6 protein-coding genes and 13 tRNA genes are annotated in these 6,654 nt (G+C 46.9%); 15 read left to right on the top strand and 4 right to left on the bottom strand.

What is annotated here, in order from left to right:
- Positions 1-8 precede the first annotated feature (8 nt).
- The 13 genes from J2Z70_RS29830 (at position 9) to J2Z70_RS29770 (ending at position 1,342) form a co-directional block, all read left to right on the top strand.
- Positions 9-84 (top strand) — tRNA-Val (locus J2Z70_RS29830).
- A gap of 32 nt (positions 85-116) precedes the next feature.
- A tRNA-Met gene (locus tag J2Z70_RS29825) sits at positions 117-193 on the top strand.
- 4 nt (positions 194-197) lie between these two features.
- Positions 198-275 (top strand) — tRNA-Asp (locus J2Z70_RS29820).
- Between the two features lie 133 nt (positions 276-408).
- Positions 409-484, top strand: a tRNA-Phe gene (locus J2Z70_RS29815).
- Between the two features lie 15 nt (positions 485-499).
- Positions 500-575 (top strand) — tRNA-Thr (locus tag J2Z70_RS29810).
- Between the two features lie 6 nt (positions 576-581).
- Positions 582-667: transfer RNA gene (locus J2Z70_RS29805), tRNA-Tyr, on the top strand.
- A 6-nt stretch (positions 668-673) separates the two neighbouring features.
- A tRNA-Trp gene (locus J2Z70_RS29800) sits at positions 674-747 on the top strand.
- 27 nt (positions 748-774) lie between these two features.
- Positions 775-850, top strand: a tRNA-His gene (locus J2Z70_RS29795).
- A 48-nt stretch (positions 851-898) separates the two neighbouring features.
- A tRNA-His gene (locus J2Z70_RS29790) sits at positions 899-974 on the top strand.
- 20 nt (positions 975-994) lie between these two features.
- Positions 995-1,069 (top strand) — tRNA-Gln (locus tag J2Z70_RS29785).
- A gap of 6 nt (positions 1,070-1,075) precedes the next feature.
- Positions 1,076-1,150, top strand: a tRNA-Gly gene (locus J2Z70_RS29780).
- A gap of 8 nt (positions 1,151-1,158) precedes the next feature.
- A tRNA-Cys gene (locus tag J2Z70_RS29775) sits at positions 1,159-1,232 on the top strand.
- Positions 1,233-1,263: 31 nt separating this feature from the next.
- Positions 1,264-1,342, top strand: a tRNA-Leu gene (locus tag J2Z70_RS29770).
- Positions 1,343-1,537: 195 nt separating this feature from the next.
- Here J2Z70_RS29770 and J2Z70_RS29765 read toward each other — a convergent pair.
- Both J2Z70_RS29765 and J2Z70_RS29760 read right to left on the bottom strand, forming a co-directional pair.
- The gene (locus J2Z70_RS29765) at positions 1,538-3,034 is read right to left on the bottom strand and encodes a monooxygenase (RefSeq protein ID WP_209879011.1); all 1,497 of its coding nucleotides are present in this window, start codon (positions 3,032-3,034) and stop codon (positions 1,538-1,540) included.
- 24 nt (positions 3,035-3,058) lie between these two features.
- Complete coding sequence (locus tag J2Z70_RS29760) at positions 3,059-3,514, bottom strand: RidA family protein (RefSeq protein ID WP_235192044.1); 456 nt, start codon at positions 3,512-3,514, stop codon at positions 3,059-3,061.
- Between the two features lie 235 nt (positions 3,515-3,749).
- Here J2Z70_RS29760 and J2Z70_RS29755 point away from each other — a divergent pair, with 235 nt between their 5' ends.
- Both J2Z70_RS29755 and J2Z70_RS29750 read left to right on the top strand, forming a co-directional pair.
- Entirely contained in the window at positions 3,750-4,226 is a 477-nt protein-coding gene (locus J2Z70_RS29755) for a MarR family transcriptional regulator (protein ID WP_209879009.1), read from the top strand.
- A 190-nt stretch (positions 4,227-4,416) separates the two neighbouring features.
- Positions 4,417-4,557 carry a hypothetical protein gene (locus J2Z70_RS29750; RefSeq protein ID WP_209879017.1) on the top strand — a complete coding sequence of 47 codons (141 nt, stop codon included), beginning with the start codon at positions 4,417-4,419 and terminating at the stop codon, positions 4,555-4,557.
- A 20-nt stretch (positions 4,558-4,577) separates the two neighbouring features.
- Here the strand turns inward: J2Z70_RS29750 and J2Z70_RS29745 are convergent, their stop codons facing one another.
- Positions 4,578-5,837 carry a CynX/NimT family MFS transporter gene (locus tag J2Z70_RS29745; RefSeq protein WP_209879007.1) on the bottom strand — a complete coding sequence of 420 codons (1,260 nt, stop codon included), beginning with the start codon at positions 5,835-5,837 and terminating at the stop codon, positions 4,578-4,580.
- Complete coding sequence (locus tag J2Z70_RS29740) at positions 5,834-6,550, bottom strand: FadR/GntR family transcriptional regulator (protein ID WP_425355136.1); 717 nt, start codon at positions 6,548-6,550, stop codon at positions 5,834-5,836. Before J2Z70_RS29740 ends, J2Z70_RS29745 begins: the two co-directional genes overlap by 4 nt.
- Positions 6,551-6,654 lie beyond the last annotated feature (104 nt).

The following is a 6,654-nucleotide window of genomic DNA, read 5'->3' as shown; positions in this document are numbered from 1 at the left end:
TGATACATGGAGGCTTAGCTCAGCTGGGAGAGCATCTGCCTTACAAGCAGAGGGTCGGGGGTTCGAACCCCTCAGCCTCCACCATCTATCTTAACTGAATAGATTTTGTATAATGACGCGGGGTGGAGCAGCCCGGTAGCTCGTCGGGCTCATAACCCGAAGGCCGCAGGTTCAAATCCTGCCCCCGCAACCAATTTGGAACCGTGGTGTAGTTGGCCTAACATGCCTGCCTGTCACGCAGGAGATCGCGGGTTCGAATCCCGTCGGTTCCGCCATTTTTAATAGCGTAAGGGATGAGAAATCCCTGGGTTCGTTGAAGCATAGGCATCGTAAGGAATACTTCGCAATCTCGTAACGGAGTGAAGAGTATCCCACCCTGTTCCGCCATCTTTACAAAATTACTTTTATGGCTCGGTAGCTCAGTCGGTAGAGCAAAGGACTGAAAATCCTTGTGTCGGGGGTTCGATTCCCTCCCGCGCCACCATACACAACTTAATATGCCGGTGTAGCTCAATTGGTAGAGCAACTGACTTGTAATCAGTAGGTTGGGGGTTCAAGTCCTCTCGCCGGCACCATACCGTGGAGGCTTAGCGAAGTGGCCAAACGCATCAGACTGTAAATCTGCTCACGTACGTGTTCGGTGGTTCGAATCCATCAGCCTCCACCATTTTTTAGGGGCATAGTTTAAAGGTAGAACAACGGTCTCCAAAACCGTTGGTGTGGGTTCAATTCCTGCTGCCCCTGCCAAGTAATTTCATATAAAAGAATCATATGGCGACCGTGGCGAAGGGGTTAACGCACCGGATTGTGGTTCCGGCATTCGTGGGTTCGAGACCCATCGGTCGCCCCATTTCTTTTATAAGAATTACATAGCAATACAACTTAAAAGCTTCACATGGCGACCGTGGCGAAGGGGTTAACGCACCGGATTGTGGTTCCGGCATTCGTGGGTTCGAGACCCATCGGTCGCCCCATTTTCTTTTAAAAAATATATTGGGGATTAGCCAAGCGGTAAGGCAACGGACTTTGACTCCGTCATTCATAGGTTCGATTCCTATATCCCCAGCCATTATATGCGGACGTGGCTCAGCGGTAGAGCATCGCCTTGCCAAGGCGAGGGTCGCGGGTTCGATTCCCGTCGTCCGCTCCATTTCATGTGGTGCCATAGCCAAGTGGTAAGGCAAAGCTCTGCAAAAGCTTTATCCCCAGTTCAAATCTGGGTGGCACCTCCATTATTTTTTTCTGGAATTTATATATGTATACGCCGGCGTGGCGGAATGGCAGACGCGCTCGACTCAAAATCGAGTGGGAAACCGTGGAGGTTCGAGTCCTCTCGCCGGTATTATTTTTAGTAAGAACAGCCCATTAGATTTTTTATCTAATGGGCTGTTCTTATTTTTCTGGATCATTTCCCTACCGCAAAAGTTCCTCCAGTCGCCAGCTCCGCCGGCCGGTCAAGGATAACCAGCGCCAGCGGAGTTCCTTGGCTTCGATCCTAGCAAGACAACACTGCGTGATTTTAGTTTATCCCGAATTACTACACGGTAATGTTTCCGCACCACCGAATGATTCCTTCTTTTATGGTTTGAATTGGATTTGGATCGGTTAGAGAAATCGCCCAGGCAATATGTCCATCCGGCCGAATAAGCGCTGTGTGGACGTCGTTCCAATCCGCGTCGGCCTCAGCTAAAGAGGCATGTACAACTTGAAGGTTGCTATACTTTTCCCATTGACCGCTATTCTGTTCATTAGAATGGAAATGCAACAGAAGAAAAGTACCTTTGTGCAGGAGTGGATAGGAGTTAATTAATTGCCCGTCTTTCAGCTTTAAGCTTAGATCTTTGAAACGTTTCCCGTTTAAAGGATGGGAACGCGCTTCGGCGTCGGGTGCATAATGTACGTCCAGGGCGGAAATTTGTGCAGCGATTTGATAATTAGCCTCCGGTATTTGAATCAGATTAGCCAGCATGCTTCGCAGTTCCGTGATGAGAGGGGTCACGTCCAGAAGCAGGGTTTGGACCTCGGTATTCCGGAGCAAGGCCGTATTCCATGGAAAACGTTCGGCATGATAACTGTCTAATAGCCAGTCTGGAGCCCAGCCTTTGATTGCTCCTGCAAGCTTCCAGCCTAGGTTCATCGCTTCTTGTAAGCCGACGTTCATTCCCTGCCCACCAGCGGGAAAATGAATGTGCGCCGAATCTCCCGCCAAGAACAATCGACCATTCCGATAGCGTCCCGCTTGCCGTGTAGCATTTCCAAATCGGGACATCCATTTCACATCGTTCAATCCCAGGTCGCTTCCGGTCGTACGGATGAGCGATGAACGAAACTCTTCCAATGTAACGCTCTCATCCTTGGAGACGTTACGTCTCTCCATATCGATCATCAAGACTCGATAGATATGATCATGTATTGGAATGATGCTGACTAATCCTTGTTCTGTAATTCGGGATATGACACTCATAGGAGCCAAATCAGATAGAACGGCATCCCCCAGAATAGCCGTGAAGGTCGCATCTGTACCTTCAAAGGATATATTTGCGTGTTTGCGAACCAAGCTTCTGGCTCCATCCGTACCTACCACATATGCTGATCTTAACGTTGTTTCTCCATGCGGTCCCGCGATCTTAACGTTGACCCCATTCTCATCCTGATGCACAGACAGAGCCTCAACCTCTCTCAAGACCTCCGCGCCAAGACTAAGAGTCCAGTTCTCCAGCACCTTCTCCGTCTCACTCTGCGGTAAAAAGAGGGTATGATTGGAAGAAGAATCCAACACCGAGAAATCCAAAGGAGTATCTAATCCGGCGAAATGTCCTCTCGAAAGTAAGCGGCCTTGCTTGATTAATTGTGTTTTCACTCCACGCATATCTAATATTTCAAGCGTGCGTGGATGTACGGTAAGCGCACGTGAATATGGGGTTGTCTCCTTTAGTTGCTCAATGACGCATACCTTTACACCGGCTAAGGCCAATTCTCCAGCCAACATCATGCCGACAGGACCGCCACCAATCAGGATGACTTCATATTTCATATCAATAACCTCTTTTCTTATACATTATGGGAAGATCACGATAGCGTCTATTTCGATAAGCCATTCAGGATCGGCTAGTGCTTGAACGCCTATATAGGTACTTGCTGTCTTCGGCCAGTTAGGGCCAAACACATGAAATCCGGCGTCAAAAATAATCGAAATCAAATCCGGGCTGTGGTTAACGACAAAAATATTCATTTTTGCAATGCACAAGGGATCCGCTTGCACGGCTTCCAATGCATACTTAAGATTGGTGAACACTTGAATCGCTTGCGCGTAATAGTCCCCTGAACCGATCAATGCTCCTGATTCATCTACAGAAACCTGACCTGAGATGAAAGCCAGTTTTGAGGCAGTAGTTACCACGACATGAGAAATTACAGATGTAACCTTGTCCGTCAATATCTTCGGATTCACAATTTCCATAGGCAGGTAGGCTCCATTCCCATATTTATAAATCTTCTCTTGAAAAGTGGTCAAGTATTTCCAGTAAACCTCCTTCATTAATTATTGTTTCGTTGGAACCTTTTTTACTGCCTGATAAAACAAGTGTGATGAAAATTATATTCTGATATTGTTTCATATGAAACAATATCAGTTTACTTTGTTGCTATTTGTCCTGTCAACCCTAATATAAATAAGTGTATTAACATTTGTTTCACAGAGAACAATTTATGATATAATAATAAAAACAAGTTTAGGAGCCAGTATAATCATGGATACTGCCAATAAGAACAAAACCGCCATTCATAAATTTTTCGTTCAGTTTCTTGAGCAAAAAGAGCAATATGAAACCCGAATAACTGCCACATACCTGGAGGATATCCGGAAACATATTGAATCGGAATTCAGCTTGAATATGACGGAACTGCACATCATTGCGTGCATCGGTGAGCAGGAGCCGATCAATCTCACTTCCATCGCGGAGAGAATCAATTTAAGCAAAGGAAATACCTCCAAGATCGCAAATAAATTACTAAAGGCAGGTTGGGTTCGAAAAGCCCAGCTCAACGACAACAAAAAGGAAGTGTATTTTCGGCTAACGTCTGTCGGCAAAAAGCTATTTGCTGCTCATGATGAGCTTCATGCGAAGGAAAAGCAAAGAATGTACGAATTTTTGGGGAAATATAACGAAAGCGAGCTTGAATTTATTAAACGGTTGTTTGGAGATATGGCTGACTTCTATCGCTAACGTACCTCTCATCTGAGAATAAAGGTATTCATTCGATTTGAAAAAAACGAGTCTATGCTACTATCAGAAAGCGAGATTGCAGTAAACCTGGGTGGTACCGCGAAACAATCCCCTTCCGTCCCTGTACGAGCTGACCGCTGTCAGTTTGCTCAGGAGGAAAGGGGTTTTATTTTGCAAAGGAGGCTGCCCCATGGAACAGCAATTAAGAATGACGGATGAAACAACCATGCCAGCAGGGGAATATATCACCGGTTCGGAGGTGCTTTTGCGCGGCTTGCTGCAGGAAGGCGATGTCTACAGCCATGAATGGCCCTTCCAGCCTAATAGATAGGGGAATGGTACGACAATCTTTTAATTTTTTGTGCGCAGGTCATTCGCCGAACCCACAAATTGATTTCTGGCCGCACCTAGGCCAATGATGCCAAGAAGAGCAGAGGCGCCGACCATTATCAGGAGCGGAGCGCTCCAACTGTGACTGGCATCATGCAGGTATCCAATCAGCGCCGGGCCGGTGGCCGCCAGCAGATATCCGATGGATTGGGCCATGCCCGATAATTCAGCCGCCTGTTGGGCACTTTGGGTACGCAAGCCGAAGAACATCATGGACAAGCCAAAGGCAAAGCCCCCTCCAATACCAAGAATAATCACCCAAAACAGAAGCAGTTGGATACTGCTATAGAGCAGTCCAAGTGTGCCGGTCAAAAGCAGAACTGCTGTAATCACCACTAATATCCGTTGGTTAGACATGCGGCCTGCCATAACAGGAACGATAAATGCAAAGGGGAGGGAAGCCATAATCATAACCGAGAGAAACCAGCCGGATTGACTGGAACTGATGCCTTGATCTTTCAGGATTTCAGGCAGCCAGGCCACCAGCACATAGAAAATGGCCGATTGTATTCCCATAAAAAGAGTCACCTGCCAAGCCAGTGGAGAGCGCCAGATCTTAACCTGCGGATGGTTAGCTGCGCTGCTGGCAACAACGGCTGGTTGTGCTGGATTCTTAAGCTGTGGTATCCAAAAGAGAATAGAGACGATGCTGAGTACCCCCCATATGCCCAATGCCCCTTGCCAGTTCAAGCCTGCCCCTACAGCTAGGGGAACACTAATACCGGAGGCAATTGCCCCGCACAGATTCATGGAAACCGAATAAACCCCTGTCATCGTACCCATTTGCTGCGGGAATTCCCGTTTAATCAGGCTGGGAAGCAATACATTACACATAGTAATAGCAAACCCCAGGATTGCAGTTCCCATATACAAAGTCAATGCTCCCGATAACGACCGGACAGCAATGCCGGTGGACAAAATAATAAGGGAAATCAGAATAATTCGTTCTACACCATATTTCTGTCCTAATCTCGGTACAAAAGGTGATAACAAGGCAAATGCAATTAGTGGTACTGTAGTAATCAGGCCTGCCAATGTATTTGAAATATGCACGTTGTCCCGAATAAGACTGACCAAGGGCCCCACCGATGTGAGAGGAGCGCGCAAATTCGCGGCGATAAAAATAATTCCTACAATCATGAGCCAGAGTGCCGCTTGCTTCCGAATACCGGTATTGGATATTCCGTCCTGCTTGTTTAACAATTGTTCTGATGAACTCATAGATGTTCCTCCTGTGTACGGGCTTTGTCAATGTATAAACGAACAGCCTCCTCCGCTTGATGACCATTCTGATCGGCAATGGCTTGATAGAGCAGGGCATGAGAGTCGAGATAAAAATCCACGTTTTTGAGATCCTTCATTTCCAAAATCATGTTTTGCAGCGCCTCGGAAATGTGATTGTACAAATTCGCCATTAATTGGTTATGTGAAGCGGCTATCACCATTTTGTGAAACTCCACATCCCAGTGGGCATAAGCTTCAAGATCTTGCTGGACGGCTGCTTGTCTGCACTGGTCAAGGCATGTCCGAAGTGCCGCCAGATCTTCTTCGTCTCTCCTGAGCGCAGCCAGGGCAGCCGCCTCTCTCTCTAATGCATACCGGACCTCCAGGCTCTCGAACTTATCGGTATGCTCAATCACTTTCCTAATCACTGACCCCAAAACACTGGAGGAGCAGACATAAGTCCCATCCCCTTGTCTGGTCTTGAGCAGACCCGCATACGTTAGAGCCCGAATCGCTTCCCTTAAGGTATTACGGCTGACTTGAAGCTGCTCCATTAGCTCGGGCTCTGGAGGAATACGCGTCCCTACTTGCCATTCGCTGCTTTCGATCTTCTCTTGGATCTGGTAGGCCACCTGTTCCACCAAGGTTAAACGTTGAGTCTGAGCTAACAATCGAATCATTCCTTTACAAACGTAGGATGTTTGGTACATTGGTTGAATTATAGCAGATTCATTTCGGCTTGAAAAGATGAAAATGATATTGATTCTCAATATCAATCATGTTAATATGATTTTGTTCAGTGGTGAACAAAAAA

This window comes from Paenibacillus silagei (genome assembly GCF_017874735.1).
Classification (GTDB): domain Bacteria; phylum Bacillota; class Bacilli; order Paenibacillales; family Paenibacillaceae; genus Paenibacillus_AQ; species Paenibacillus_AQ silagei.
This window is presented reverse-complemented; position numbering and strand designations above follow the sequence as displayed.

Coding starts and splice junctions, on each gene's coding strand:
- J2Z70_RS29765 (WP_209879011.1), bottom strand. CDS start 3,034: ATGAAATATGAAGTCATCCTGATTGGTGGCGGTCCTGTCGGCATGATG.
- J2Z70_RS29755 (WP_209879009.1), top strand. CDS start 3,750: ATGGATACTGCCAATAAGAACAAAACCGCCATTCATAAATTTTTCGTT.
- J2Z70_RS29750 (WP_209879017.1), top strand. CDS start 4,417: ATGGAACAGCAATTAAGAATGACGGATGAAACAACCATGCCAGCAGGG.
- J2Z70_RS29745 (WP_209879007.1), bottom strand. CDS start 5,837: ATGAGTTCATCAGAACAATTGTTAAACAAGCAGGACGGAATATCCAAT.
- J2Z70_RS29740 (WP_425355136.1), bottom strand. CDS start 6,550: ATGTACCAAACATCCTACGTTTGTAAAGGAATGATTCGATTGTTAGCT.